Source organism: Psychrosphaera haliotis (assembly GCF_009728465.1).
Lineage (GTDB): Bacteria > Pseudomonadota > Gammaproteobacteria > Enterobacterales > Alteromonadaceae > Psychrosphaera > Psychrosphaera haliotis.
Window position 1 is genome coordinate 243,245 of sequence record NZ_WOCD01000001.1, and the last position, 26,756, is coordinate 270,000.

Consider the following 26,756-nt stretch of genomic DNA (forward strand, 5'->3'; position numbering starts at 1 on the left):
TTTAATTGCAATTAAATTTAAAACTCGTGAACTATAGAGTCGATTTCCTTTCTAGCAGAAGCTAACCCTTGTTCTTTATTAGGCATGTTTAAGCCTTCTGCGTAAATGAATGTGACGTCTGTTAAACCAATAAACGCCAACACATCTTTTAAATATTGTGTTTGCGTATCCGCAGGTGTGCCTTGATATACACCACCTCTGGCTGCAACTATATATACCTTTTTATTGGTCAATAAACCTTTAGGCCCTTGGTCAGTATATTTAAATGTTATGCCCGCTCTAGCTACTCTGTCTATCCAAGACTTGAAGGTTGATGGAATACCAAAGTTATACATTGGCATTCCAATAATCAAAGTATCATGGGTTTTAAGCTCTTCAATTAAGCCCTCTGATAAACCAGCAAGCTTTTGCTGTGCTTCATCTCTTTCATCAGAAGCCACCATCCAAGAACTGAGCTCATTAGAAGTTAGGTGAGGGATTTCTGGTTGGATTAAATCTCGGTTAGTAAATTTAAGGTTAGTTTGTGCTTTATTAAGTTTTTCTACAAACTCTCTCACAAGCATAGTAGAGTTACCGTTTTCACCATTAATTGAAGAATTTATTACAAGTATCTTATTCATTTGACGCTCCTAAAGCTAAAACCTAGTCATCGCTAATTAATTGCTAATTGCTAATTGCTAATTGCTAATTGCTAATTGCTAAGGCTCATTTTACTTCTGGATTTAAAAAAGAATACTGCTTAAATTCGTCAAAACCTTTCTAAAAAAATGAAAGGTCTAAAAGGAATATTATGTCACTTTTGCTCGCGCTAGCTCTATTTACTTCAGCTGAATTAGCTTCAAAAAACGTGGCGGTTGAAGCCCAAACAAATGCTGAACCTCAATATCAACCTGTTCAGCAGTTATTTGATGGTATGCGAGAACACAATGCAGAAAAAATCGCCAACGCATTTGTAAAAGGAGCAACGTTAGTTAGAGCGAAGCAAACTGGGCAACTTAAAGATACCAATATATCAATGTTTGCCAGTAGCATCGCTAAGCGAAAAAAAGACTATATGGACGAGCAAATTATTGATTACCGCATAGAGACCTTTGGCAACATGGCCAATATCTGGACTTATTTTGTTTTCTATTTTAACGGCAATATCAGCCACTGCGGCGTTAATTCTATTCATGTTATTCAGCAAGACAATGACTGGAAAATTGCTCACCTGATGGATTCGGCGTATCAAGGCAATTGCGAAGACTTTATTGAGCAGTATCAACCTAAGTAACATGATGTTGAGGCTTGCATCGTGCGCTAATTTTTAATTAAGTCGAATATTAACTTAGCTTGGTTTTGAGGTTTTGAGGTTTTGAGGTTTTGAGGTTTTGAGGTTTTGAGGTTTTGAGGTAAACGTAACAATGTCGTCGCGTTTACCTCAATTAAAAACTTACTTTTGCTCTATTTGCCACACGGCTACTGAGCCAGATATTTCATTACCAACAATTAGCAAGGCTTCACCTGTTGGGCTGTCACCAGCTGCAACAAACTTCATGCCTTCTGGCGCTAAATCACCAGTAATATCAGCGCCTTCTGTCAGACCTCTGTTATAAAAGTAATCAACAAACTTAACGTTATATGGATTGCTAATATCGTACGCTAATATGCCACCCATTCTTTCTAAACCAACAAACGCATAAGTTTGCTCACCAATTTTACCTAAGGTTAACGCTTCTGGTTCAGCTCCTTTAGCATCTGAGCGAGTATCACCTGTATTCTCATCTTCATCATTATTAAATGACGCTCCGTGAATAGAGGCAGTAATTCGAGCTATTTCGTCACCCGAGTCAAATACCACTAAACCATTTTGGTCCCAAATAGTAAATGAACGAGCGCCATAGGCGTATAGCTTTTCATATTCCCCGTCGGCATTTTTGCCTAAAGCGTTGGTAATAAGCAATCGTCCTAAACCGTCTTTACCACCCTGCTCCGAAACATAAGCATCTAATTCTGCGGTAACAGGCGCAAAATCCTCTAAGTCTTTAACACGTGACTCGTCCGTAAAAGCAATACACACTTCCTCACCATCATCCCAATCGTAAATGCCATCAGGGAAGTCTGTTTCACACTCATTTTTACCTTCATCTTCAGCTGCGTCTCGCTCAAATGCAATATATTCTCTGCCATCGCCTTCATTCGCCGATACTATAAAGTTTGCACCTTGCCAATTAAATGAAGCAATGGTGTCTGGCTGGTACATGCCGTATAAATTATCGTAGGACTTTAAGTTTATGCCTTCGTCTTTATCAGAAACATCCAGTTTATATTGGCTCCAATCTTTAAATCCTAAGCCAATAACTTGAACGCTATTGTCCGACAAATCAACGATGGCTAAAGCATTATTCTCTTGCAACGAAACAAAAGCTGTTGAATTATCTTCCGATACTGCAACATATTCTGGCTCTAGATCTTGCGCCACAGTGTAAGCTCTCACCTCACCTTTTATAGTCTGACCCGTTGGATTCGAAAACTTAGCGCCCTGCGCCTCTAACGCTTCTTGTTGATCATTATAACCTGTAAGTGAAATCATTGTTGCAACATCGGCAGGGACGCCATCAAGGATGTTTATGATAGAAATAGTGCCTTCTGGATCAATGGTGTAGTCACTGGAAGGTTCACCTTCATTGGCAACAATAACTTTTGCGCCATCGTGAGTGAAGGCAACATTATCTGGTAAGTCACCAACCTCTACATTTTTAATGAACGCAGGCGCTGCTCCAGAAATATCATAAAACGCAATATGGCCATTAACACCAGGCGTTCCTGAAGCGACAGCAACCGCTAACAATTCATTAACGTCATCTACAGCAATACTGTTTGCATCGCCATCAAGGGTCGCTGTGTCGCTGAGATTAACTGTTATCGCTGAAGTAAGGTTGGTATTAGTAACCACACCTTCGGCATCTTTGGTTAGTGCGTTTGGATCGAGGTCATTAGTGTCTAAAACTTCCACCACTGCCGGTGATACAGAGCTGTTAATGGCATAAATCCATTTAGTGGATTTTTGAAAGGCGACAATTTCTGCTGCGCCCTCTGGCGAATTTGCATTTAAAACAGCTCTAGCGACTAAGGTTGAAGTTAACGATGTTGGAGCGTCTTTCCCAGCTTCACCATTTACGCCGTTTACGCCATCAATGCCATTAGTACCGTTTGTTCCACTTACGCCGTTTTCACCATCGCTACCATCAAGATCACAGCCAGTTAACGCTGTGAACAGCGCTACCATAATTAAAGATTTAGCCTGTTTCATTTTATTATTTCCTTTCAAGTGAATTTTAGATTTGGGTATAACTTGAAAGAAAACCGTTACCGCTATATGACCGCACTATTAAAAAATGATGACCTGACACCCAGCCCTGCTTAAATCCTTCTTTGGTCTGGGCTTAGCGCTACGTTATGAGTGGGCTTAAAACGCCAGTGGGAGATGTCCGGTTTTTACTAGTATGACGGTTTCGTTACGAACAAATGGAGTGTGCTCACTCATGTGCGGGTTTCTGATCCAAGTGCCGGTTGGGTACTGGCCGTTTTCGTCGCAGAAGCAACCAGATAGCACTAAAATCTCTTCTCCGCCAAAATGACGGTGCGGGTTAAATACTTCATTGGACGGCCATTTTACTAAAGCAGCGTGCTCATGTTCAAAGTCATGCAGAGGCATTACCTGCAATCCGCCGTGTCCTTGTAACCAAGGTGTCGCATTTGTATTTAGTATTACATCGGTTAAATCGCGCTTATCAAATTGATTAAGCTTTACAAGAATTACACAACCTTCTTTGCTAAATGGTGCGTGATGACTATTAGGTGGGTTTCGAATATACGTGCCCGCGGGGTAATCGCCATTTTCATCTGAGAAAACGCCTTCAAGCACAAATATCTCTTCGCCAAATGGATGAGTGTGTGTTGAAAAAGAGGCACCTGCATCATACTTCACAATACTTGTGGTATGCCCAGACTCTTTAGCCTCTCGTTCTAGTGGTTTTCGCCAAACGCCAGCTGCGGGACTTTTTATCCAATCTACTTTTTCAGTTTCAATAACAAGTCGTTCTGAAAAATCCATATTAAGCATAATAGAACCTCATAAAATTAATGGTGTTGATACTGAGCGTTGGACTAATTTGATCACTTAAAGTCGGCCGTTTCTAAATAAACCGGTGTAGTACCTAAACAAGTCGATATTTCATTTGAAATTTGAACCGTGTCTAATACAGGTCCTGTTTTAACCGGTGAACATGTGATCGACTTTGCTTTTTCCGCACGAGTTTTAGCGACCCAGGTTAGTGCGTCAAAATAAGGTTTTTCACTTATTTTTTTAATCGCTAAAAGATTTTGGTTATTTTCTATCGATACTAAATCAAAAGTCATAATTGAATTTGTTAGCTGGTCTTTGGTAACAATTGGTTCAACGTATAAGGCTTTTTCAAACAAAACGTTAGTATCAAACAACGGCTTTCCACCTCGTTCAAAATGACCATCATAAACTTTGGCCTTTACTGAAAAGCGAGTTTTATTAATGAGTTTTAACAAATCAAAATTTTCTGGAAGAATAGTAACAAGCGGTTTTGAACTCAAAGCAAGTAGCTTTTCAAAGTCCGAATTTGAGTTAACTTTAATTTTATAAACCACCTGATAATCATGTGGAAAATAAAAAAGTGGCATATGATGCGCTATCAATGTTTTATTTTCACCAAAAACAACCGCCATTCCATGACTACCCATATACGAATGATGCTTAGAATGGTTAGGGGTAACGTGGTTAACTTCAGTTTGGCTTTGTATGGATTGAACCTGTACCGCTGGATTTATTGAGGCTTGTTGGCTTTCTGTTAACGGTGCAGCCGCTGTAAAATGCGATGTTAACGTTATTAGTGCTATAAACAATGTTTTCAATTTTATTTTCCTACTCGTATAAAAAAGGTGAGTCACATACTCACCTTCATTTTAAATTCAAATTTTACAGCGCTTAGAAAAACTTACTAAACACCTGCCTTTTCTGGCTTTTTCTTGTAGTACTTATACAAACCAATTATAGACGCTGCAATCCAAAATAACTCAATCACAAAACTGGCTAAATTAAAGTTATAGCAAAGGCTAATAAGCAGTAATATTGCACCTGTTAGGTTCATCATATTGTAGCCCAAACCTGACGGGTTAACTTTGTCTAACTGTAAAAGAAAAAAAGCGCCTACTACTAAAAAAGTACCAGACATACCGATAACGTCAAAAATGACATCTATCATATGAAACTCCGAGATAACTAATGATCCAATAGACTGGCCCTATCCTTGGGAAGGATCATTCTCGCTCCGTGAAACAGCACATCTTATGAAGGAGACTTAACTTTTAATTCTCCCAATAAAAAACGAGCCAAGAAAGCTCGCTGTTCGTTTGAATTATATCAATCAACGTAGACCATAGGAAGAAATAAAAACAATGGCTGTGTTATGTACCGCTTTTCAGTTATTAGTAATAGACAACCTTATTTCTGCCATTGTCTTTGGCTTTATATAAAGCATGATCTGCGCGTTCAAATAATACAGTAACCTTTTCATCTTTAATGAGCGCAGCGGCCCCTATACTGGCTGTAATAGAGAGGTGCTGCCCGCCTACATCAACCTTTATACCTTTAATATTTTCCCTAATTTGGTTTAGTACTTTTTCTGCTGGTTTGCCATCCACATGATTCAAGAATAAGCAAAACTCCTCCCCGCCCCAGCGGCAAACCACGTCGGACTCCCTGGCTCTTCCTAATAACTCATCTGAGACAGCGCGTATTACTTGATCTCCTACATGATGTCCGTAGGTATCATTGACCTTCTTAAAAAAATCAATATCTACGATAGCTAAGGTAGCTGGTACTTGGTGTCGATTGTTTAACTCACATTGGCTTACTAAATACTCATCCATATAACGTCTGTTTTTCAGACCTGTTAGTGGATCATGAATGCCATCGGATTGATACTTCCTTATTAATCTTGCATGCTCTTTTAGTTCAATAGCGTGTTTTTGTACAACTTGGTTATATCTAGATACTTTAAAGTCAAACTGTAGCAATATAGCAACAACTTTATTATTAACCCTTGATCTGAGGGAAGAAAAATAGGTCAAATATTCATTTTCGTCATCAATATTTTTCAGTCTACAAACCTGAAGTCCAGTCATCGAAAGGGCTTGCTTTTTTATTCCAGCAAAACTTTTAAATCGTGAAATTTCAGTCACTATTTCACTAAGATGGTATTTTTCGCCAAGTTGTTTTAAGGCTGTTTTCGCATTTGTGTTGTAACGCTCTACCCATCCGTCTAACGACACAATGGCCGCGCCTTCGGTAATATCCGCTAAAATGCTCTCGGAATTCAAATGTTCTTCTAAATCGAATGAGCTAGTGTGAATCACTGAAGTATTCCCTATATGATGAAGTTCCACCGCTTTCAGGCTCTAATAGTATTTCTATTACGCAATGGTTATCGCCAGCGGCTATAGACTTATCTATACTTACGCCCGCATAGCCATTACTGTCAGCAACGATTTTCCCAAATACGGTTGACGTCATTTGACACATTGACGGCCTACCTATAACCAAGTCACCAAATGGACAACGTGTATTGCACAGTAATATACGACTTTTTGAGACATCAACTATTGAAAACTGCCCACCTACGCGCCTTTTTAAGTCAACCAACACTTCTGCTAATTGATGAGGAGTGAACTGTCTTTTTTCTGTACCATCCTGGTATAGGGATAAAAAAAGGTTAGCAATTTTTTGTGCTACATGGTTTAAAAAAGCACCACTTTCAGATTCGCCGATAAGACCTTCTAACACCCCATTTAACTCGATAAGCGTTTGTAAATAAAACGCCTTTTGATCCATCGGTAGCTCGAGTTTTTCTAAATATAATGAGGGAGGTTTATCCAAAGCAGGTTCCTTTTCTGAATACAGTTCTTTTTATGAATAATGTAACGAATAGAACTAACCAATGGCATTGTCAAAAATAATCCCAAATATAGGGAAAAACCTTAGGCGTTTTGGATGAGTCTCATTTTAAGTAGCAAAGTACCTCTCGCAATCACACTGCTGCCATTTAATACTAAAAGTGGCCACGCAATAGCAAACGGCATAGTTAAGGCAAACATAAGTGTACTAATGTCTTTGATGAGGATACTTTGGATAAGCGTAAAAGACAGGTTACCTATGGACTTAGACTTATGAAGTAACCAATATTGATGCAAGGTTCCCTGCACAAGCACCACAGTTACAATGAGCATTAGAGCATCCGTCGCGAGTTTTGCGATATCCGGGAATGGTCTAAAAGCTATTGAAATTATTCCACCAATAAACGCTAGCAAAGTAGACATAAAGACTACTGAGCTTAATACCCCTCTTCGTTCCTGAAATACTCTAAATAAAATCACCACCAATAAAAGTAATGCGCCAAAACGCGTCCAGACTAAATAATGATTAAAAGGGTCAATTGCGATTCCAAATATAAAATTGGCATAAAAGGCGAAAAAGCTAGAGGCAAACTGATTGATAGACAGGTTTTGGGTAGAGACTTGATTGGTTTGTTTTTTAGCGTCGATGGCCGCTAACTGTTTATATAATCCGTACCAAGTTAACAAGAACAAGGCTGAGCTTAAGGCTCCTAAAATATGGTACAACATTAAATTGCTTTTACCTTATGTTCAAAGAACTTAAACTTACTTTAGAGTTTAAACCGGAACTACAGCTACAGCTACAGCTACAGCTACAAAAAATAAAGGCAAAATAACAAAGTGAACGCACCCTATTATTTTGCCATATTATTTTGTCCTACTATTTTGCCATATTAGTCCGTCATATTTGCACTTGGCCGTATTGAACCAGCCAAGTTTATTCAGACCTTACTTACGACAGTCTAGATTTCTTTGACGCCCATATTATAAAGGGTAAAGCCAAAGATGTCGGCGTACTGTTTAATTGTTTTGCTAACTGGTGTACCTGCGCCATGACCGGCATCAGTTTCAATACGAATTAAAACAGGGTTTTTACCTGCTTGTTTAGCTTGAAGCTCAGCAGCAAATTTAAACGAGTGAGCTGGAACAACGCGGTCATCGTGATCACCTGTTGTTACCATTGTTGCTGGGTATTCTACGCCTTTTTTCACGTTATGAACTGGCGAGTAACCTAGCAAATAATTAAACATTTCTGCATTGTCATCTGAACGGCCATAGTCGTATGCCCAACCAGCACCGGCTGTAAATGTGTGGTATCTAAGCATGTCTAAAACACCAACTGCCGGTAATGCAACTTTAAATAACTCTGGGCGTTGCGTCATTACTGCACCAACAAGAAGACCACCATTTGAGCCCCCCATAGCTGCTAACTTTTCTGACGACGTAATTTTGCTTTCGATTAAGTATTCAGCAGCGCCAATAAAGTCATCAAATACATTTTGTTTTTGCATTTGAGTACCAGCATCATGCCATTTTTTACCGTATTCACCACCACCACGAAGGTTCGCAACGGCGTAAACACCGCCAAGTTGAAGCCAAGCTGCGCGTGTTGAACTAAAGCCAGGTTGCAAACTTACATTAAAACCACCGTAACCATATAAAATAGTTGGATTAGAACCGTCTAGCTTAAGACCCTTTTTATGGGTAATAATCATAGGAACTTTAGTGCCGTCTTTTGACGTATAAAATACCTGTTTAGACTCGTAATTATCGCTATTAAATTTCACAGCAGACTTGTTATAAACTTCAGACTTACCAGACTTACCATCTAGAGAGAAAATAGTACGCGGGGTTTTGTAGTTACTAAACGAATAATAAACTTTAGATTGGTTGTCTTTACCATAAAAACCTCCTGCACTGCCTACTTCAGGAAGCGCGATGTCTCTTACTTTGTTGCCTTTAAGGTCAAATTGCTGGATTAAAGACGTCGCATCTTTCATGTATCGAGCAAATATGTAACCGCCGCCTTTAGAAACTGACAATACGTTTTCCGTTTCAGGGATCACATCAACCCAGTTTTCTGGTGATGGGTTGTTAGCATCTACTTTAACCACTCGTTTATTAGGTGCATCTCGGTCTGTTAAAAGTAAAATTGATTTACCTTTGTTTGCTAATAAACCAATGTCAGAATTTGTATCATCAACTACCGATTTTAGTTTTGAGTTAGGACGACTTAAATCTTTAATTAACAACTTGTTGCCATAAGTAGAAACTGATGCTGATACTAATAAGTAACGACCGTCGCTCGTTACACTCGCGCCAACATATCTGTGTTTTTCAGCTTCTGTACCGCCATAAACTAACTTATCAGCGGCTTGTGATGTGCCTAAAGTATGGAAATAAAGTTTGTGCTGGTCTGTTTTTGCTGAAAGCTCACTGCCTTTTGGCTTGTCGTAACTAGAGTAATAAAAACCTGAATTTCCTACCCAAGAAATACCACTAAATTTAAGATCGACAAGATCATTACCAACTAACTTTTTAGTTTTTGTATTAATGATTTTCGCTTTGCGCCAGTCACTACCGCCTTCTGAAATAAGATAAACAGCGTAAGAGCCATCTTCAGAGAATACGATGCTCGACATAGAAACAGTGCCGTCTTCGCTAAACGAGTTAGGGTCTAAGAATACTTCAGCTTCGCCATCACCTTTCTTACGGTATAAAACGCTTTGGTTTTGAAGCCCGTCATTTTTATAAAAATAAGTGTAGTCACCTTCTACAAATGGCATGCCCACTTTTTCATAATCTAATAACTCGCCTAATTGCTTTTCAATTTTAGCGCGGTAAGGAATTGAATCTAAATAACTATAAGTCGTTTTGTTTTGTGCTTTAACCCATAACGCGGTTTCTGCACTCATGTCGTCTTCTAACCAACGATATGGATCAGCGACGTCTGTTCCAAAATAATTATCTACAACATCACCTTTTACAGTAGGTGGATATACAACAGGTGTGTAGTTTTCAGATACGGCCACTTTTTTAACTGCCGATTTAGCGTCTGAAGATTCATCAGTCACATTACAACCACTTAAAAGAACGCTAGACAAAATCGCCCCACTTAACATTAGTTTTTTATTTTTCATTATGTTCCCTTTTCAAACGCAGCAGAAAAACCTGCCACAGATTGATATTTTTATAGTTTTGTTTACTTTAACGCAAAGCCTTAAACACGCCAACAATATAAGCCTTAGTTTTAGTTCATCATGCGGTTTTTCAGGATTGTTTGTATTTTAAATACTCGTATTTAAGCAAAGATACGTTTTGATTCCGCCTTGTAACTTTTACCAATTTTTAGTTTAACTTCATTTAAAAGCGTAACGTGTTCAGAATCTAGCCCCACAACACAGTCATTTGCGACAATATATGACTTATGGATTTTACTAAACTGTGTCGGAGGTAGCATTTCTAAAATGCCTTTAAGTGTTGAGTTAACGAGTGTAGCTTGGTTACGTTGCCAGACTTTTACGTAATTGCCGTAAGCTTCAAAGTAGGTAATGTCAGACAGCTCAAAACGCCTCAACTCACGGTCTACCTTCAAAACAATGTTCGATATTACTTCGTTTGTACCATCGTGAATTTCCTGGGTGTTTTCTTGGCTACTGTTATCACCATAAGTTAGGTTTGATAGTGTAATTCTATCTCTCACCTTTTTAAGTCCATTGGCAAGTCTCTCCGCCGATACAGGCTTAACTAAGTAATCAGTGACGTCTAATTCAAAACCATCAACAGCGTATTCTTGATAGGCACTTATAATGACTACCTGCGGGCGATTGGCTAATACTTTTAGTAATTCAATACCATTTAGCGCAGGCATATTTATGTCTAAAAATAACAAATCAGCACTGTTATTGGCTAACCAAGCAAGCGCATCCGCTGGATGATAAAACTGAGCTAATACTTCTACATCTCCATGCTGCTTTAAGTGATGTAAAACAACATCATGCGCGAGTGGCTCATCATCAATCAAAATGGCTTTAATAGTCATATTAAACAACATCCCTATCGAGGTTAGATTCTATAGTTGCGTTTAACTTATCTAACTCTATGGTCAGTGTTGTTTGCCAAAGGTTGTACTTTTGCTCAGACTTTAACGTGTGTCCTTTTGGGTATAGCAAGCTTAAACGACGTTCTAAATTTTCGAGACCAACCCCAGTATTTTCAGCGCCGTTGCTCTTAGCAATATTCTCACAAGCCACGTTTGCATTGATAGACGTGTTTGTGTTTGTGTTTGTGTTTGTGTTTGTGTTTGTGTTTGTGTTTGTGTTTGTGTTTGTGTTTGTGTTTGTGTTTGTGTTTGTGTTTGTTAGATCAAAGGTGTTTTCGCAAAAAAGAACAAGCTTTTTATTATCACAACTTAACTTTATATTAATGATGGATTTGTTGCTCGCCCCTTTTCCTGCGTATTTAAAGGCATTTTCAACAATATTTATAAGCAACAGTGGTGGAATAACAGATTGAGAGTCGCTCTTTGAGTCTTGATTTTCAAACGGCCATTGCACCGACAATAGCGTTTCATCCGACAGCCTGATCTTTTGCAGAGCAATAAAGTCCTTTAAGTATTCAACTTCTTGTTCAACTTTCACCGTATCGTTTTGCCCTTCGTATACTGTATATCTGAGCAAATTAGATAACTGCATTACCATATCTGGCGATTTTTCAGACTTAGCTAAGGTTAGTGCATACAAGTTATTTAAAGTATTAAACAAAAAGTGAGGGTTAATTTGCTGCTGTAATAACTTTAATTCAGTTAGTCGTTTAGAGGATTCAATTTTGCTCAGGTTAAGTTGTTGCTGTTGGCGCTCAAATGCCAGAATAACCGGAGTTGAAATAGCGAGAACAATAGCCATAAAGTGATAATTCGTTATCTCAAAAGGGTTATGATCCGCAGACGGTATTAGTGTGAATTCATGCTGGTTTAATGGAATCAACAAGCCCAAATATGAAAATAATGGAGTAACGATAACCAAACAACATATGCTCACCATCAGAAAAGCCAATACACCATGTTCTGCTAAAAAACGGCGAATAAACCAATATCGATTCATTAAATATATAGCCCCAACAAGTCCTCCTAAAAACAAGAACTGCCAGAGATAAGATAAAAATTGCACGGGCGAATTTAAATTAGCGCCTACATCAATTAGGGGCGTTAATGGTTGATTTTCCATAGGGTTTTCGTTGCTATTTAAAACACCGGCCATTATTACCGCCCACACTATAATCCCAAAGCTGACCAAGGCATTTAATGAAAAGCACCATGATAGCCACTTTGAGAAACTTGCTACTTGTAGCCTTTTGCCTTTGGACCGTTAGTATCCAAATTACACTAAACGCCATGGTTATCAGCCAACCTTGCACACTAAATAATGGGGTTTGAAATATCGTAAAATTTGAAAACAGCTGACTTCCAAAGCTTAATAAAAAAGCAGGATAAATAATGAAGCCCACTAACCAAAACAGCATGGAATGACGTTTAAGTTTTATTAGGTAACCCGACTTTAAATCGTTTTTTTGACATATTAGAACGTGGGATAAATAGAGAGGGAGAGTTTCAATTGATAATTGTAGGAAAATACCAATGATGTCGCTCGCACTTTGAGAATGAAAAGTCATAAAACGAATATGAGATTCAATCAGCACGGCGGCCAAAATTGGCAAAAGACAAAACAGAGTTTGCATAAGAGTCCCTACTAAAAAAAGTCCAGTTTTGTAGATTAGTACGAAAACTTCAAAATATAAGTGACGAACTTACCGAGTTTTATGACGAAAGTAAATTGTTACAAAAGTTAGGCCTTTAAAACTATGTATTTGTCATCTAAGTCATTATCGTTAAACCGTTTGTCATTTATAAAAAGCACTTTGTCATGTACGAATTTACAACATTGTTTTACACGATAAAGTTAATTTACTGTGAAATCTAACAAGGATTTGTATGCTAACTTTATCTAATGTAAATAAAACTTATCGCGATGGCACTCAAGCATTAAAAAACATTACTATTGATTTTCCCACTGGCATGGTGGGCCTACTCGGGCCTAACGGCGCTGGTAAATCTACGTTAATGAGAACCATTGCAGGCCTTCAAAGCGCCGACAATGGAACAATCACATTTAATGATATTGATGTGTTAAACAATCCTGACGAATTGCGAAAAACACTGGGTTATTTACCGCAGGAATTTGGCGTGTATCCAAACATGTCATGTATAGCACTGTTAGAGCACATGGCGATTCTAAAAGGGTTAACACCGACTCAGCGTCAGCAGCAGATACCGGAACTGCTCGAGTTAACAAACCTGGCAAAATCCGCAAAAAAATCGGTGGCCAACTTTTCTGGCGGAATGAAACAACGTTTTGGAATCGCACAAGCGCTGTTAGGTGATCCTAAGTTAATTATTATGGACGAACCAACGGCCGGGTTGGATCCAATGGAGCGAGAAAGACTTAACAACGTTTTGGTTAACATAAGCAAAGATAAGCTTATTTTACTTTCAACACATATTGTTGAGGACGTTGAAAACCTTTGTAATCACGTTGCCTTGCAGTTTAACGGTGAAATTTTAGTAAATGGTGAAATTCCAGAGTTACTAGCGCCGTTAGAAGGATGTGTGTGGGAATCGTCTACTTCACTCGACACACAAACACCCAATGGCGAAAATGGTTCAGCTCATATTCTTAGTAAAAGTTTTACCTATGGCAAGCCTCATTACCGTATTTACAGTGAAAAGCAACCAACCGAAGACGCTTCTTTAACAAGGACGACATTACAAGATCGTTACTTTTTTGAACTTGCTTTAAAGGTAGGTTCACATGCTAATTAATGAATATAAATACTTATTTAGACAACCTATAGTATTAATAGGCCTATTTTTTCTAGTGGGTTTTGCTTACCTGTTTTCTATTGGTGTCTCCGTTGATAACCTTAATTTAACAAGTCAGTTGACCATTAAACTCAATGGTTTTGTCATGTTAACGCTGCCTATTGCCATCCTCGTTGTTTCCCAAAGCTTATTTTTGCGTGATCACAATTCAGGTATGTCTGAGCTCGTGTTTGTTACGCCCGTTAAAAATGCTCAACGTTGGCTGTTCCGTTGGTTTGCAGCTTTGTTGTTACTGTTAGTCACTTATGCTGCGGTCTTTGTTATTATCTCTCTGCCGTTATTGAGTAAATTGTCACTATTGACCGTCAGTAATACCCTAATAACGCAATTAATATGTTCTGTGATTGTATCTTCAATATTACTGCTGAGCATTAGCCTTTGGTTATGTAATTTAGTTATTCAAAAGGCAAATAAGCTAAACGCAGGACTTATTGTTACGCTTACCTTTATCATCTTTTGGTTAACCTATATTGTATTAAGCAGCTTGCTAGGTTCGCCTATCCTAGCGGGTAGCAGCGTACTGAGTGAAACTTTTTATAGCATCATGTTATGGGCAGATCCCTATGGCATAACTGCGGTATTTGATGGTTTAAATACTAATTTAGAGTCCACGTACAACACGGCTTTCTACTACTTTATAAATAGAATGTCGGTCTTGATAATTAGCGCTTTCATTCTTTATCAAACCCTACGCGAATCAGCGTTTAAACCCCGCTCCAATGACGTAAAAGTAAAATCAACCATTCTGGGTTCTGGCACTGAGCTAGTTAGCTTTAAGGCATCAAAGGTAGCATCACCATTTTTATCAATGATATCTACATCGTTAAAAACACTACTTTTGTCGCCCACATCCATCGTGATTTTATTTCTTTGGTTAGCACTTTGCTTTAACGAAACTCTATCTGGGTTGGAATATGCTGAGCCTCAATCGATATTGATGCCAAATTCGATAGATGCGTTAAATCGGATTGCCTTTGATATATTTCCGGCATTTAGCACCATTATCATTGCATTTTGGAGCTGGCAACTTTGTTGGCGCGAACATACTTTGAGGTTTGCGGAAATCGTTGCTTCTGCGCCTGTATCAAATAACAAAATTATTGCGGCGCACTCTAGCGTTATTGCGATTCTGGCTATTTTAATTGGTTTTATTGCGGGACTGAGTAGCTTACTGGCGGAGATAATTCACGGTAGCAACATACTATTAAGTCACTACATGGTTTTAATATCCTTAAAAACTTTACCCGTCATTTTAATTGGTGGTTTATTTGTCTGCATACATCATTTTGTTAAATCTAAAGCGGTCGCTGCAGGCTTATTGTTTTTTACAATCATCATAAAATTCACGCCTATTACAACGGCTTTTGGCCTCACTCATACATTATGGAATATTGCCGATTCACCTTTACAAGCACCAAGTAACTATTGGGGATTTGCCAATAGTATTAGTCTTTATGCACCGTATATGTTGTTTTGGTTTTTATTCACTTGCACGGCACTAGTGGCAGCTTCATATGTTTCCCACAGAGGAACGGGGTTGTCTCAGTTTAAGTTCAAAAACGTTGTAAACTTAACAAACGTTGCAAATTCACCTCACTCAGCAAATTCAACTAGGTTCGATGCCAAACAAGTCATGACTAAACAAGGCAAGCCAAAATTTATACCGCTATTGCTGTTAATTTGTTTTGCTGTATTGAGCCTAGCTCAAGGAGTGAATTTACATAATGATTTGGTATCAGAAAAGCCTTTAACTAATTCTCACAAACGAGAAGCATGGAAAGCCAAATATGAGCAAACGTTTGGGTATTTTAAGACTCAACCTCAGCCAGTTATTACTCACGTTAAATCCTTGATAGACCTTTATCCATCAAAAAATAAAGCGTCATTTAATGTAACCTATACACTGACTAACAAAACAGACAGCCCTATCGAGCAAGTCCTTGTTTCTCACTACCCAAGTGCTAACTCAATTCATGTTTTGTCTAGCCGAGAAACAGCTGAAAAATCACAACAACAACAACAACAACAACAACAACAACAACAACAACAACAACAACTGCAGCCGCAGAAAGTTGAATTTGAAATTAGCAAAAAGCTGGGACAAACCACTCTGTCACTGTTAGAGCCGTTAGCACCTAACGAGAGCTTTATGATCACGTTTGAAATGGAATACCAACAATCAAAACTCTGGCCCGTTGGTTTTAGTCAGTTTATAACACCTGAACTTACTTATTTACGATCGATACCGATGCTGCCAGTTGTGGGTTACCAAACGTATTTTGAGCTCTCGGACCCTGAGCTTAGAAAAGCACACGAGTTACCTGCACTTAAGCCTATTTTGCCATCATTACTTAATGACGCTAAGTATCAACAAGAGCTAGCGTATGAATGGGCTTCAATGGAAACCGTTATAAGCACTGAGCAAGGTCAATATGCACTTGCACAAGGCGAATTGACTGAACATTTCGAACCTTCCGAAAAGGGCCATACGACTTTTAACTCTGATAACGTTAATACAGTTCGCCCAACCTTTGTTTACAAAACCCTAGCACCAATTCGAGCAATATCGGCCTGGCTTTCTTTTCCTGAAAACCATTTGCAAACCTTTCAATCAGGCAGTGGCGTCGCTATTAATTTAGTCGCGCCAAACGATGAAAACGTGACACCTGGCGAACATAGGAAACAAAGCACCAACGTGAACGTAAAGGCGATCAACGACACGCTTTCGTGGTTTGAGGCGAATATCGCACCTTACAACGGCAGCACTTTGTCCTTAATTTCAATTCCGGAATTAGGCGCTACTGGTTATGCACTGCCGCATATTATGTTTATCGCAGATCGAGTGGGCTTTCGTGCTCAACCAAAACAAGATGCTCCTTTTGACCAGCGTTACCGACGCGCGGTTCACGAAACAGCCCACCAATGGTTTGGACATTCCATTGGCAATAGCTCTTTAGATAACAGTCATCATTCTGACAGTGCTTTTTTAATTGAGTCTATGGCTAAATATATGGAGTTAGTCTTAATTGAAAAGCATCGCGGCAAGGCTGAAATGCAAGGGTTAGTTGAGTATGAATACGAACGCTTTATGCAAGCAGAGCGAAGCAATATCAATACACCAAAAAGTTTAATAGATGCCACTGAAAGTCACCATTCATACTCTAGAGCTACGCTCGCGTTTGCGGTTCTTAGAGCTGAGTTAGGCGATAAAGTTATTATCAATGCGCTTAAGCAGCTTTGGAAAGATCACAGTTATCCTAACAAACCGGCTTTGGCAGTGGACTTTGTTGCCCTTTTAAAACAACACAGCCCCATTAACAAACATGAGTTAATAAACAATGTGTTACTGAGTGCTGATCTCGCTTTTATTAATTGGGATGTTATTGGTCCCTTGACTGAACATTAGCGTTCTAGTCATGGCGACTTATTTAAAGCAGACTTAAAGTTGACTTATAACTACAGCCAGATTTAAACGAAACGTTACCTACAAATCATCGTCAACTTGTCACGCTATACCTCTTTATGAAAGTAGCGTGACAGTCCTTCCTAAGTCTTACAATTTTATTATTCCAACTCCTCAAAATTAAGTTTTTATGACACGTAATTATTTAAAAAAAACTGTCACATTAAGGACATAGACTCTCGTTCCATTAATTAATTTGAAATTAAATTTTAACCAAACCTAAACTTAACTTTATAAAATAATGGAAATTAAAATGGTCTCACTTAATGCAATAACTCAGAAGAAGTTACTCGCTAGCGCAATTTTATTAGCCCTTTCAACACAAGCGGCTGCCAACGATACTGATAAAGACAAAAAAGACTCGAAACAGATGGAAGAAGTTGCTGTTGTAGGTCAAAAAATCAGTTACGCCAATAATACAGTTGAGGCAAGCATGATGGAACAACAAGCTCCTTTAACTAGCGTCATTGGGCTTATGGATACATTACCAGGAATTAGCATTAATGAAGGTGACGCCTTTGGTGGTGATGACTGGTCAACAACTATTAATATGCGTGGTTTTGCCATTGACGGCAGCCAGCAACAACTGGGAATGACCGTTGATGGTATTCCAAACGGTGGTTCAAATTATGGCGGTGGCGCAAAAGCGAACCGATACCTAGACAGTGAAAATACGTTAACGGTAGAAGTTTCACAAGGCACTGCAAACTTAGCTTCAGCCTCTTTAGATGCACTTGGTGGTACTTTTAATTTTGTAAGTAAAATGCCGGAGCTAGAAGAGAAAACAACTATTGCTTATACCAATGGTGATCACAATGCTCGTCGCTACTTTGCAAGACACGAAACAGGTGAAATTTTTGATAATACCTTTGCTTACATCAGCTACTCAGACACCTCAACAAACCGTTGGGTTGGAGACGGTAACAATGGCGGCATGGCTAACCAACATATTGAAATGAAGTTTATTTCTGAAATTGGCAATATCAATCTTACCGGTCGTATTTCCTACGATGATGTTGAAGAAGATAACTACAACAGCGTTAGCATAGAGCAGTTTAAGCAAAGCCCTGACTGGGATCAGTTAACATGGAATTGGACTGGTGTTCCTCATTACGACCAAATGTTTGCCGAAGGTTGGTCTACTCTTCGTGAGAATACGTTAGCTTATTTAAAGTTTGATTACACAATTTCAAACACGTCTAGCTTTGATGTCACTCCTTACTTTCATAAAAACAAAGGTCGCGGTGACTGGATCCCACCTTATCTTCAAGCGCCAGTTGATGCCAATGGCAACCCAACAACTGAAGGTGGTTCAAGCGCCTATAGCTATGGATTTACCGACGCAAATGGCACACCTTTAACACCAAATGCAGACTGTACAGTAAGCCTCTCGTGGCCTTGGGCATCAGGCCCTGGTTTAAACCCAGCATGTTACCCTGCCGATGCTTTACCAGTTATGTCTTATCGTCATACCCATTATGAAAAAGAACGTTTTGGCTTTACTTCTAATTATATGGCGACTTTTGACAACCATGACATATCAGCGGGTATTTGGCTTGAAACAGCCAAACGCGATGAAAGTAGAGATTGGCATGAAGTCATCAATGCTTCTGTTTATCACCACTTTGATCAAACTCCTTATTGGGTGCAATATAAAAACACCTTCGATACAGATACGTTCAAATGGTATCTTCAAGATTCTATAAACTTTAACGACTTAACCATTAATGTTGGCGTTCAACAATATCTAGTAGATATAGAAAAAACCGCTCACTTTGATACAGCAGCAAATGCAAAAGTAAACAGTGACTCTGATGTGTTATTTAGCCTTGGTGGGTTATATCAACTTAATGAAAGCACTGAGCTTTTTGCAAGCTATAGTGAAAACTTCTCAGCAATTAGTGACAACGTATTAGAGCGAGATGCTTCTACATTAACAAGTATTGACCCAGAAACGGCTGACAATATTGATTTTGGTGTTCGTTATTTTGGTGAAAAGTTAGATATCTCAGCCACTGTTTATAGCATCGAGTTTGATAACCGAATCACGTTTTTAGCGCCTAATAGTGGAAACTCAGGTATCGATTACGGCATAGGTACTAACGGCAGTTACATCAACGTAGGTGGCATAGAGTCTCAAGGCATTGAAGTCAGTGCCAAGTATAAAATTTCTGATAGTTGGGAGTTGTACTCTTCATTTACTAACAATCAGTCGGAATATACTGACACAGTAGAATCAGAAGGCATTACAAAAGGTGACAACGTAAGAGATGCTGTTGAAGACATGTTTGTGCTTTCAGCTAACTATTTTACTGGTAACTTAACCTTTGGCGCATCGACAAAATATACGGGCGAACGCGGAGTAGCAGATAGCTACGTAGTGACTGATATCAACATGGCTTATCACGTTGATTTAGCTGACGGACCATTCCAGTCGTTTAACGTTGCGCTAGTTGTTGGCAATGTATTTGATAAACAATATTTATCTTCAGGTACTGGCTCTGGCACCACTTTCTACATAGGCGCGCCACGCACTGCAACAATGACGTTCCAAGTGGACTTCTAGAATAGGCTTTTTATATAGCTTTGATTCAACGGGTTTAGTGTATCTAAGCCCGTTTTTTATTTTAGATTATAAGTATTCAACAATAGATGAGTAAAAGAATGTTAAACAAAACAATAATGTACATTTCTTTGTTTGCACTAAACATATTCACATTAAGTGCTCCAGTATTTGCACAGGAGGCGTCACTTACAGAAAAGCCAAAGGCTATTAATAGTATTTATTTTGGTTCTTGTGCAAAACAAAGTAAACCTATGCCCATTTTTGACGCCATTGTAAAAGATGATCCTGAAGTATTTGTTTTCCTTGGTGACAATATCTACGGCGATACTGAAGATATGTCCGTACTCAAAGAGAAATACGAAACCCTTGGTCGCCACTCTGGCTTTAAGAAGTTAAAAGCCACTGCTGAGCTTATCGCCATTTGGGATGATCATGATTTTGGCGAAAACGATGCGGGTAAAGACTACCCTCAAAAAGAAGCGTCAAGAAAGCTAATGCTAGACTTTTGGGGCGAAGATAAAAATTCACTTCGCTATACCAATGCTGGCATCTATACCTCTTACACATATGGCACAGGTGACAATATTGTTAGAGTCATTATGCCTGACTTGAGGTGGAACCGAGACACGTTGCACGATGTAGGAAAATTGAATTATCTAACCAGTCGTCGTGGTAAAAATATGGGACCTTACAAACCGTCTCCCGATAAAAATGCCTCAATGCTTGGTGAAGAACAATGGAAGTGGCTTGAGGCTGAGTTACTAAAACCCGCAAAAATACGCATCATTGCGTCAAGTTTGCAACTGATCCCAGAGTTTACCGGCTGGGAATCGTGGGCCAACTTTCCATTAGATCGCTCAAGACTACTCAGTTTTATTACTAAACAAAAAGTCGATGGCGTATTAATGATTTCAGGTGATACCCATTGGGGCGAAGTATCAAAACAAGTAGAACATGTTGGGTACCCGTTGTGGGAAATAACCAGTTCAGGTCTAAGTGAAAAGTGGAAAGACGTAAGCCCTAATAAACATCGTGTTGGAGAGTTTACCAACAATGTAAATTATGGATTCATGAACTTTGATTGGTCAAAGTCTGATCCTGAAATCGCATTTGGTCTAAAAGACGTGAAAGGCGATGTGTTTACTGAACATACAATAAAGCTTTCAAGTATTACTCATCAGTAAAATTCGTTATTTCATAGCTGTTTTTGATATATAAAACTAGTTATCTATAACGTTTAATACGAGTAACATCGCCCCTTCAATTATTACTTCAAGTATTAGTAGGGGCGTAAAATGCTTGCTCGATTTTTTTCTTTGACTCTGTCTAAACAAATCTTTTTTGCTTTTGTAGCTTCTATCGCATTTGGTCTGCTTTTTGAAAATGCAGCACTTGCTATCAAGCCAATCGGCACAGCCTATATTAACGCCATCAAAATGGTGGTTATTCCCCTGCTCTTCTTTTCTATTGTTTCATCTATCTTTAGCTTTAGTGATCCGACAAAGTTAAAAAGACTGGGACTAAAAACCTTAGGTGTGTTTTTAGCAACCGCATTTATCGCTAGTCTAATTGGCTTAACAATAGGTAGCATGATTGACTGGAGCGCTGGAATAAACTTAATACCGACTGAAACAAAAGAGAAAGTGATACCTAGTATTGCCGAAGTGCTCACTGGTTTTATTCCATCAAACATTATTGACTCTATGGCTAATGGTAAGGTAATCCCTGTTGTCGTATTTTCAGTTTTGCTTGGTTTAGCCGTATTAAAAACCGGCAAGGAAGCAAATCCATTTAAACAGTTTATTATATCTGGTAATCAGGTAATGGCTTCGTTAATGAAAATGATTTTAGCGGTGACTCCTATTGGTGTATTCGCAATTATGGCCGCTACCGTAAGTCAATTTGGTTTAGATACTCTATTACCTCTTGGTCAATTCATTTTAGCGGTTTATGTTGGCTGCCTTATTCATATGGCGGTGACTTACTCTTCATTAGTAGCAGCATTTGGAAAAATGAATCCGGTTACTTTTTATAAGCATATTTTTGAAGCACAGGTTACCGCGTATTCAACTTGTAGCAGTTATGCAACATTGCCAGTAACAACCAAAGTAATTTCAGAGAACTTGAAAGTAGAAAAAGGTTACGCTTCGTTTGTTGCTAATATTGGTTCAAGTGCAAACATGGATGGATGTGGCGGCATATACCCAGCCATTGCAGCTATTTTTATTGCGCACATTTATGGCATTTCATTAGATTATACCGACTATGCGATGATTTCATTTACTGCGGTTATTAGTAGTATTGGTACAGCGGGTGTGCCTGGCGCAGCCCTTGTTATGCTTACGGTTACACTTAATGCCGTTGGTTTACCACTAGAAGGCATTGCTTTTGTAGCGGCGATAGATCGTATTATTGACATGATGCGCACTGCAACCAACATTACGGGCGATGCTGTAACGGCTCTTGTTGTTGGTCAATCTGAAGGGTTAGTGAATCAAAGTAATGTTGAAGCTGAGATGAATGAAGACGTGTCAGGTTTATATACAACCGAGCAACATAAGGTTAGCTAACCAACTGATTTAAATCGCAATGCAAGATTAGAAGGCATAAAAAAGCGGGAAGTTAACCCGCTTATATGCTTATCAATTTATAGCTAGTATTGCGTGCGTTTGAACTACTCGCTTATTTTTCTACTTTAAATAAAACTTCTGGGTTAACCATCGTTTTCATTTCAAGCACATTGCCGTTTGGATCTTCAATAAAAAACGTTTCTTGTTCAAACTCATTGCCTACAAAACGACGATATGGTTTGTCTAAATACTCTAAGCCTGCAGCTTCTATTCGTCCCTTTAGTGCTTGAAATTCATCTTCTTTCAAATGAATACCAAAATGAGGAACAGCAACGGCGCCCATATCTACATCGTGACGAACCGTTGGCAATCTTTCTTTGCTTTCATGCAAGGTTAATTCATTTCCCCAAAAGTCGATATCTACCCAGCGACCTTCCTCAAAGTTGCCCGTTTTACAGCCTAAAACGTCACAATAAAACTTCTTAGCAACAGATAAGTCACCTGCTGGTATGGCTAAATGTAAACAGTTCGACATAATTTTTCCTTGGTTCTAAATTTCATTCTATTTTGTAATTTTCGTATTATACATATTTTAGGTTGTTGGAATAGCGATCTATATCAACCATTCGGCATAACTTATTACCGATTTAAAGCACTTGAAGATTACGTACTGATAGGTACAATAAGCGCTTAATTAATCTATTTGTGAGAAGATAATGGCCAGCGGTAGAAAAAAAGCATTTAATGAGTCTCAAGCACTTGAAGCAGCAATGCATGTTTTTTGGAGCAAAGGTTATGTTGGCGCTTCTCTTTCTGCATTGACTGACAGTATGGGAATAAACAAACCAAGCATGTACAGTACATTTGGCAATAAAGAGGCTTTATTTATAAAGTCTACGAGCCATTATGTAGAATCACAAATGAAACCACACCTTCAACATTTATATCAAGCTAATGTGCCATTGCTTACGCGTATCAAAAACTACATGTTGTCGATTGTTTCTATGCAATTTAACGAAGAAAGCCCAAAAGGCTGCTACTTAGTTTTGTGTCAATCGGAGTTAGCTGGGGGCGAAGTACCAGAAGCTGCTAGCGAACTTTTACAAGAGTTAGACGATTTACCTAAGGTGGTTATTGCCGACTTGTTAAATTCTGACTCGGAAGCTAAACAACTTGGCTTAGACACACGTTCTAATGAGATTGCACTTACTCTTTATACCGTTTTAAAAGGTTCTGCATCAATGGCTAGGTCTGGTATTGCTCAAGAGCAAATGCTGCCAGTAGTGGACAATGTTATTGCTGGTTTAGCCACTCGTCACTAATATTTTTCCTGTTTATTGGTCCGCTTAAAAATGTAGGGAAATGACGTTTTCTTTCCCTTCTCAAATTAAACTCACGTCACTCTTATCCTCATAAGCTATAACTATTAGTATCAGTTCATAACTAGCTCCACGTAGAGTCGTATAAATTCGCTCTAGTTGTTTTTATTTCGTTTATAAATCGATTTTAATATTAAGTCTTGACATTGGTATACCGATCGGTACAATTAATTACATACCAACCGGTACAAATAAATTAAAGGACACGTACATGACAAAGTTAACTATACAATCTTTAGAGTCAGCCCCTTCAGAAAGCAAGCCTCTGTTACAAAAGTCAATTGACGCTTATGGCATGTTACCTAATTTACATGGCGTTTTAGCAAGTGCGCCAAGCGCGCTTGATGCTTATCAACAAATGCATGAATTATTTGTAAATACCTCATTTGACGCTGAAGAACTAACGGTTGTTTGGCAAGGTATTAACGTAGAGCACGGCTGTACATACTGTGTGCCGGCTCATACTGGTATTGCTCACTCTATGAAAGTAAGCCAAGAATTAATTGACGCTTTACGAAATGAACAACCGCTGCCGTCTGCTAAACTTCAAGCTTTATTAGACATGACACTAGAAATCGTTAGAGAGCGTGGCCGTGTTTCTGAAGAATCACTAAAAGCGTTTTATGATGCTGGTTATGGTGAGCGCCAAGTGCTAGAAATTATTTTAGGTGTTTCACAAAAAGTAATTAGTAACTACACAAACCATATTGCGAACACACCAGTTGATGCTCCTTTCCAACAATTTGCTTGGGAAAAGAAAGCTAAGTAATCACTTGGTCAGTATCAAAGTATAAATACTTAAAAGGCGGGGTAATCCTCGCCTTTTGTGCATTTCCATTTCCATTTCCACTTCCATAAATAAACAAACTAACAAACAACGCTATTAAACTATCTTCCATTTGTTATCAATCACCTTTCTTACCCTTGATTATCAATATTTTCTAAACAATGATTCAACGTTATATGCATATTTAATATCTTCACTTACCGCTATGCTTAACTCACTTAATACAGCACTTACTTAAATTGGAATTTGGCATGAAAGCAATTGGTTATAAAGAATCGTTACCGGTAACTAACATTAACTCTTTAATTGACATTGAGTTACCAACCCCTGAAGCAACAGGTCATGATCTTTTGGTAAAAATAAAGGCCATTGCGGTCAATCCTGTCGATTTTAAAATACGCCAAGGTATGGCGCCTGAAAATGGTGAAACCAAAGTTATTGGTTGGGATGCAGTTGGTGAAGTTGTGGCGGTAGGTGAACAAACAGAAAACTTTAAAGTTGGCGATGCAGTCTACTATGCAGGCGACTTAACACGTTCTGGTAGTAATGCCGAATATCAACTTGTTGATGAACGTATTGTGGGTAAAAAGCCTTCTACCATATCGAATGCTGAAGCTGCGGCCTTGCCATTAACAACGATTACCGCTTGGGAATTACTATTTGAGAGACTAGAGATAAAACAATCTCAAAGTGCTAAAGCCTCAGATGAAGTTTTATTGATAGTTGGGGCGTCTGGTGGTGTTGGTTCAATTTTAGTTCAGCTTGCTAAAAAGTTAACGGGTGCAACGGTAATTGGCACAGCATCTAGAGAAAGCTCAGCGTCTTGGGTCAAATCTCTTGGCGCAGACCATGTAATTGATCACAGTAAACCTATGCCTGAACAAATAAAAGCGTTAGGTATTGAGGCTGTAACGCACGTTGCTAGTTTAACGCATACTGATTCGTACCTAGACAGTTACGTTGAGATTCTAGCACCTATGGGTAAGCTTGCCTTGATAGACGATCCTGAAAGCTTAGATGTTAGTAAGCTAAAGCTTAAATCTATTTCATTGCACTGGGAGTTTATGTTCACTCGCTCAATGTTTAAAACACTAGACATGAACGTTCAGCATAAGTTACTAAACAAAGTAGCCAGTCTTATTGATCAAGGCATGATAAAAACCACGCTAGGAAAAAACTTAGGCATTATTAATGCGGAAAACCTTAGACAAGCCCATGCAGATTTAGAGTCTGGGAAATCTATCGGGAAGATAGTACTAGAAGGCTTTTAAAGCCTTCTAAAACCTAAACAACGTGCATTAGTAAAACAAAAAACGATTGTATCTTTAATTTAAAAGACAAGTTTACTTGACACAACAATGTGTGTCGTATAACTTTACTAAAAGTTAAGTAAACTTTACATTTTAATAAACCTAAAGGATATATATCATGAATAAATTTGAACAAGCATGTATAGACAAAGGACTCGTTCCAAAAGATATTAAGAATGCCAATATTGCTAACGCCTGGGCATTAGCTTGGGCGCTAAGTTTGGCTGGAATTTCATACGCTGCTGACCAAAGTTGGTACGACTCCATCGCCATTATTCTCGCGGCATTTGCAATCCATCTTGCCATTGGCATAAAGCTTATCTTTGTGTTTAGAAACTTCATCAAACAAGCTGATGAGCTTGAGCGAAAAATACAACTAGATGCATTGGCCTTTTCTGTTGGCGTTGTCATTGTGTCATTTTCGAGTTATTCAATTTTAGAAAAGTCCTTCGAAGTGCCTGAGCTGAGTCCTAGCATTATGCTCGTCATACTCAGTATTGCGTATATGGTGGGTATTATTGTCGGTCGCAGGTTGGTCAGATGAACAATAAGTTAAAAGAGCTACGTACAGCATTGAAAATGACTCAAGCGGATTTGGCAACCACATTAGAAGTATCGAGGCAAACCATTAATGCCATTGAAAAAGGCAAGTTTGATCCGAGTTTACCTTTGGCATTTAAGTTTTCTCGACTGTTTAAATTGCCAATTGAAGAGATATTTGATGACGAAGAAAATTAGAAAATGATACCCAAATGCAACTAAATTAAGTTGCTTACAT

24 protein-coding genes are annotated in these 26,756 nt (G+C 38.6%); 11 read left to right on the forward strand and 13 right to left on the reverse strand.

The annotated features are described in order from the left end of the window. Positions 1–17 precede the first annotated feature (17 nt). Positions 18–620: an FMN-dependent NADH-azoreductase gene (locus tag GNP35_RS01090; RefSeq protein WP_155693726.1), complete on the reverse strand. Its 603-nt coding sequence runs from the start codon at positions 618–620 to the stop codon at positions 18–20. A gap of 170 nt (positions 621–790) precedes the next feature. Here GNP35_RS01090 and GNP35_RS01095 point away from each other — a divergent pair, with 170 nt between their 5' ends. Next, positions 791–1,273: a nuclear transport factor 2 family protein gene (locus tag GNP35_RS01095; RefSeq protein WP_155693728.1), complete on the forward strand. Its 483-nt coding sequence runs from the start codon at positions 791–793 to the stop codon at positions 1,271–1,273. A 159-nt stretch (positions 1,274–1,432) separates the two neighbouring features. Here GNP35_RS01095 and GNP35_RS01100 read toward each other — a convergent pair whose 3' ends face one another. The 11 genes from GNP35_RS01100 to GNP35_RS01150 all read right to left on the reverse strand — a co-directional run bounded on the left by GNP35_RS01100 (position 1,433) and on the right by GNP35_RS01150 (position 12,702). Then, positions 1,433–3,292 carry a choice-of-anchor I family protein gene (locus GNP35_RS01100; RefSeq protein WP_155693730.1) on the reverse strand — a complete coding sequence of 620 codons (1,860 nt, stop codon included), beginning with the start codon at positions 3,290–3,292 and terminating at the stop codon, positions 1,433–1,435. 156 nt (positions 3,293–3,448) lie between these two features. Beyond that, positions 3,449–4,105, reverse strand: a complete 657-nt coding sequence (locus tag GNP35_RS01105; protein WP_155693732.1) for a cupin domain-containing protein — start codon at positions 4,103–4,105, stop codon at positions 3,449–3,451. A gap of 53 nt (positions 4,106–4,158) precedes the next feature. Then, complete coding sequence (locus GNP35_RS01110; RefSeq protein ID WP_155693734.1) at positions 4,159–4,926, reverse strand: hypothetical protein; 768 nt, start codon at positions 4,924–4,926, stop codon at positions 4,159–4,161. A gap of 86 nt (positions 4,927–5,012) precedes the next feature. After that, the gene (locus GNP35_RS01115; protein ID WP_155693736.1) at positions 5,013–5,276 is read right to left on the reverse strand and encodes a CBU_0592 family membrane protein; all 264 of its coding nucleotides are present in this window, start codon (positions 5,274–5,276) and stop codon (positions 5,013–5,015) included. 223 nt (positions 5,277–5,499) lie between these two features. Continuing rightward, positions 5,500–6,429: a GGDEF domain-containing protein gene (locus tag GNP35_RS15955; protein ID WP_155693738.1), complete on the reverse strand. Its 930-nt coding sequence runs from the start codon at positions 6,427–6,429 to the stop codon at positions 5,500–5,502. Beyond that, positions 6,416–6,949 (reverse strand): methanogen output domain 1-containing protein, encoded by a 534-nt coding sequence (locus tag GNP35_RS01125; protein ID WP_155693740.1) that lies wholly within the window; start codon positions 6,947–6,949, stop codon positions 6,416–6,418. The genes GNP35_RS15955 and GNP35_RS01125 overlap by 14 nt, the downstream gene beginning before the upstream one ends. A gap of 101 nt (positions 6,950–7,050) precedes the next feature. Beyond that, positions 7,051–7,695 (reverse strand): hypothetical protein, encoded by a 645-nt coding sequence (locus GNP35_RS01130; RefSeq protein WP_155693742.1) that lies wholly within the window; start codon positions 7,693–7,695, stop codon positions 7,051–7,053. A gap of 233 nt (positions 7,696–7,928) precedes the next feature. Further along, positions 7,929–10,088 (reverse strand): prolyl oligopeptidase family serine peptidase, encoded by a 2,160-nt coding sequence (locus tag GNP35_RS01135; protein WP_155694579.1) that lies wholly within the window; start codon positions 10,086–10,088, stop codon positions 7,929–7,931. Between the two features lie 179 nt (positions 10,089–10,267). Beyond that, positions 10,268–11,008: a LytR/AlgR family response regulator transcription factor gene (locus GNP35_RS01140; RefSeq protein ID WP_155693743.1), complete on the reverse strand. Its 741-nt coding sequence runs from the start codon at positions 11,006–11,008 to the stop codon at positions 10,268–10,270. 1 nt (position 11,009) lies between these two features. Continuing rightward, positions 11,010–12,239: a sensor histidine kinase gene (locus GNP35_RS01145; RefSeq protein WP_196492367.1), complete on the reverse strand. Its 1,230-nt coding sequence runs from the start codon at positions 12,237–12,239 to the stop codon at positions 11,010–11,012. After that, positions 12,205–12,702: a hypothetical protein gene (locus GNP35_RS01150; protein WP_155693747.1), complete on the reverse strand. Its 498-nt coding sequence runs from the start codon at positions 12,700–12,702 to the stop codon at positions 12,205–12,207. The genes GNP35_RS01145 and GNP35_RS01150 overlap by 35 nt, the downstream gene beginning before the upstream one ends. Before the next feature lie 253 nt (positions 12,703–12,955). Between GNP35_RS01150 and GNP35_RS01155 the strand changes: the two genes are divergently transcribed. From GNP35_RS01155 to GNP35_RS01175, 5 genes are all read left to right on the forward strand, one after another. Continuing rightward, the gene (locus tag GNP35_RS01155; RefSeq protein ID WP_155693749.1) at positions 12,956–13,843 is read left to right on the forward strand and encodes an ABC transporter ATP-binding protein; all 888 of its coding nucleotides are present in this window, start codon (positions 12,956–12,958) and stop codon (positions 13,841–13,843) included. Beyond that, positions 13,833–17,309 (forward strand): M1 family aminopeptidase, encoded by a 3,477-nt coding sequence (locus GNP35_RS01160; RefSeq protein WP_155693751.1) that lies wholly within the window; start codon positions 13,833–13,835, stop codon positions 17,307–17,309. The genes GNP35_RS01155 and GNP35_RS01160 overlap by 11 nt, the downstream gene beginning before the upstream one ends. 310 nt (positions 17,310–17,619) lie before the next feature. Continuing rightward, the gene (locus GNP35_RS01165) at positions 17,620–19,932 is read left to right on the forward strand and encodes a TonB-dependent receptor domain-containing protein (protein ID WP_155693753.1); all 2,313 of its coding nucleotides are present in this window, start codon (positions 17,620–17,622) and stop codon (positions 19,930–19,932) included. A gap of 98 nt (positions 19,933–20,030) precedes the next feature. Continuing rightward, a complete protein-coding gene (locus GNP35_RS01170; RefSeq protein WP_230961249.1) occupies positions 20,031–21,116 on the forward strand; it encodes an alkaline phosphatase D family protein in 1,086 nt (361 codons plus the stop codon). A gap of 111 nt (positions 21,117–21,227) precedes the next feature. Continuing rightward, entirely contained in the window at positions 21,228–22,502 is a 1,275-nt protein-coding gene (locus tag GNP35_RS01175; protein ID WP_155693757.1) for a dicarboxylate/amino acid:cation symporter, read from the forward strand. Between the two features lie 112 nt (positions 22,503–22,614). Here the strand turns inward: GNP35_RS01175 and GNP35_RS01180 are convergent, their stop codons facing one another. After that, a complete protein-coding gene (locus GNP35_RS01180; protein ID WP_155693759.1) occupies positions 22,615–23,037 on the reverse strand; it encodes a VOC family protein in 423 nt (140 codons plus the stop codon). 181 nt (positions 23,038–23,218) lie between these two features. On the opposite strand from GNP35_RS01180, the gene GNP35_RS01185 reads away from it, so the two are divergent. From GNP35_RS01185 to GNP35_RS01205, 5 genes are all read left to right on the forward strand, one after another. Beyond that, positions 23,219–23,824, forward strand: a complete 606-nt coding sequence (locus GNP35_RS01185; RefSeq protein WP_155693761.1) for a TetR/AcrR family transcriptional regulator — start codon at positions 23,219–23,221, stop codon at positions 23,822–23,824. 268 nt (positions 23,825–24,092) lie between these two features. Then, the gene (locus GNP35_RS01190; protein WP_155693763.1) at positions 24,093–24,650 is read left to right on the forward strand and encodes a carboxymuconolactone decarboxylase family protein; all 558 of its coding nucleotides are present in this window, start codon (positions 24,093–24,095) and stop codon (positions 24,648–24,650) included. A gap of 269 nt (positions 24,651–24,919) precedes the next feature. Then, positions 24,920–25,939 (forward strand): zinc-binding alcohol dehydrogenase family protein, encoded by a 1,020-nt coding sequence (locus GNP35_RS01195; protein ID WP_155693765.1) that lies wholly within the window; start codon positions 24,920–24,922, stop codon positions 25,937–25,939. 157 nt (positions 25,940–26,096) lie between these two features. Continuing rightward, positions 26,097–26,522 carry a hypothetical protein gene (locus GNP35_RS01200; RefSeq protein ID WP_155693766.1) on the forward strand — a complete coding sequence of 142 codons (426 nt, stop codon included), beginning with the start codon at positions 26,097–26,099 and terminating at the stop codon, positions 26,520–26,522. Beyond that, positions 26,519–26,716, forward strand: a complete 198-nt coding sequence (locus GNP35_RS01205) for a helix-turn-helix transcriptional regulator (RefSeq protein WP_155693768.1) — start codon at positions 26,519–26,521, stop codon at positions 26,714–26,716. Before GNP35_RS01200 ends, GNP35_RS01205 begins: the two co-directional genes overlap by 4 nt. The last annotated feature ends 40 nt before the right edge of the window (positions 26,717–26,756 follow it).

What these genes read in the sequence shown, in the direction of transcription:
- GNP35_RS01090 (WP_155693726.1), bottom strand. Translation starts at nt 620, where the DNA reads ATGAATAAGATACTTGTAATAAATTCTTCAATTAATGGTGAAAACGGT.
- GNP35_RS01095 (WP_155693728.1), top strand. Translation starts at nt 791, where the DNA reads ATGTCACTTTTGCTCGCGCTAGCTCTATTTACTTCAGCTGAATTAGCT.
- GNP35_RS01100 (WP_155693730.1), bottom strand. Translation starts at nt 3,292, where the DNA reads ATGAAACAGGCTAAATCTTTAATTATGGTAGCGCTGTTCACAGCGTTA.
- GNP35_RS01105 (WP_155693732.1), bottom strand. Translation starts at nt 4,105, where the DNA reads ATGCTTAATATGGATTTTTCAGAACGACTTGTTATTGAAACTGAAAAA.
- GNP35_RS01115 (WP_155693736.1), bottom strand. Translation starts at nt 5,276, where the DNA reads ATGATAGATGTCATTTTTGACGTTATCGGTATGTCTGGTACTTTTTTA.
- GNP35_RS01130 (WP_155693742.1), bottom strand. Translation starts at nt 7,695, where the DNA reads ATGTTGTACCATATTTTAGGAGCCTTAAGCTCAGCCTTGTTCTTGTTA.
- GNP35_RS01135 (WP_155694579.1), bottom strand. Translation starts at nt 10,088, where the DNA reads ATGTTAAGTGGGGCGATTTTGTCTAGCGTTCTTTTAAGTGGTTGTAAT.
- GNP35_RS01140 (WP_155693743.1), bottom strand. Translation starts at nt 11,008, where the DNA reads ATGACTATTAAAGCCATTTTGATTGATGATGAGCCACTCGCGCATGAT.
- GNP35_RS01150 (WP_155693747.1), bottom strand. Translation starts at nt 12,702, where the DNA reads ATGCAAACTCTGTTTTGTCTTTTGCCAATTTTGGCCGCCGTGCTGATT.
- GNP35_RS01155 (WP_155693749.1), top strand. Translation starts at nt 12,956, where the DNA reads ATGCTAACTTTATCTAATGTAAATAAAACTTATCGCGATGGCACTCAA.
- GNP35_RS01160 (WP_155693751.1), top strand. Translation starts at nt 13,833, where the DNA reads ATGCTAATTAATGAATATAAATACTTATTTAGACAACCTATAGTATTA.
- GNP35_RS01165 (WP_155693753.1), top strand. Translation starts at nt 17,620, where the DNA reads ATGGTCTCACTTAATGCAATAACTCAGAAGAAGTTACTCGCTAGCGCA.
- GNP35_RS01170 (WP_230961249.1), top strand. Translation starts at nt 20,031, where the DNA reads ATGTTAAACAAAACAATAATGTACATTTCTTTGTTTGCACTAAACATA.
- GNP35_RS01175 (WP_155693757.1), top strand. Translation starts at nt 21,228, where the DNA reads ATGCTTGCTCGATTTTTTTCTTTGACTCTGTCTAAACAAATCTTTTTT.
- GNP35_RS01180 (WP_155693759.1), bottom strand. Translation starts at nt 23,037, where the DNA reads ATGTCGAACTGTTTACATTTAGCCATACCAGCAGGTGACTTATCTGTT.
- GNP35_RS01185 (WP_155693761.1), top strand. Translation starts at nt 23,219, where the DNA reads ATGGCCAGCGGTAGAAAAAAAGCATTTAATGAGTCTCAAGCACTTGAA.
- GNP35_RS01190 (WP_155693763.1), top strand. Translation starts at nt 24,093, where the DNA reads ATGACAAAGTTAACTATACAATCTTTAGAGTCAGCCCCTTCAGAAAGC.
- GNP35_RS01195 (WP_155693765.1), top strand. Translation starts at nt 24,920, where the DNA reads ATGAAAGCAATTGGTTATAAAGAATCGTTACCGGTAACTAACATTAAC.
- GNP35_RS01200 (WP_155693766.1), top strand. Translation starts at nt 26,097, where the DNA reads ATGAATAAATTTGAACAAGCATGTATAGACAAAGGACTCGTTCCAAAA.
- GNP35_RS01205 (WP_155693768.1), top strand. Translation starts at nt 26,519, where the DNA reads ATGAACAATAAGTTAAAAGAGCTACGTACAGCATTGAAAATGACTCAA.